Consider the following 308-nt stretch of genomic DNA (forward strand, 5'->3'; position numbering starts at 1 on the left):
TATGAAACAAGACCCGGTATTCCAGGTCGGTACATTTGGCAAGATACATCTTACATTGTTTGGTTTTGAGGGAATGCTCATAAAATATACTTCGGCAAAATCACGTTAACGGGTTGCATCGTTCGTGATGGGGGTCGGGGGTAGAGGGCGTAAAAATTCTCTTGAGGCTGTCATAAGCGAGTATCGCTAAGCAACACAGCGAGGACGAGTTTCGATACAGCCGAATTTTCCGGGCCTATAGCTCAGCTGGTTAGAGCGCACGCCTGATAAGCGTGAGGTCAGTGGTTCAAGTCCACTTAGGCCCACCA

Annotated in this window: 1 tRNA gene; it reads left to right on the plus strand. The window is 48.4% G+C overall.

Annotated elements, in window-relative coordinates:
• Positions 1–231: 231 nt before the first annotated feature.
• Positions 232–308 (plus strand) — tRNA-Ile (locus GT1_RS21965).

The sequence above is a fragment of the Sporomusa sp. GT1 genome (assembly GCF_014634905.1).
GTDB lineage: Bacteria > Bacillota > Negativicutes > Sporomusales > Sporomusaceae > Sporomusa > Sporomusa sphaeroides.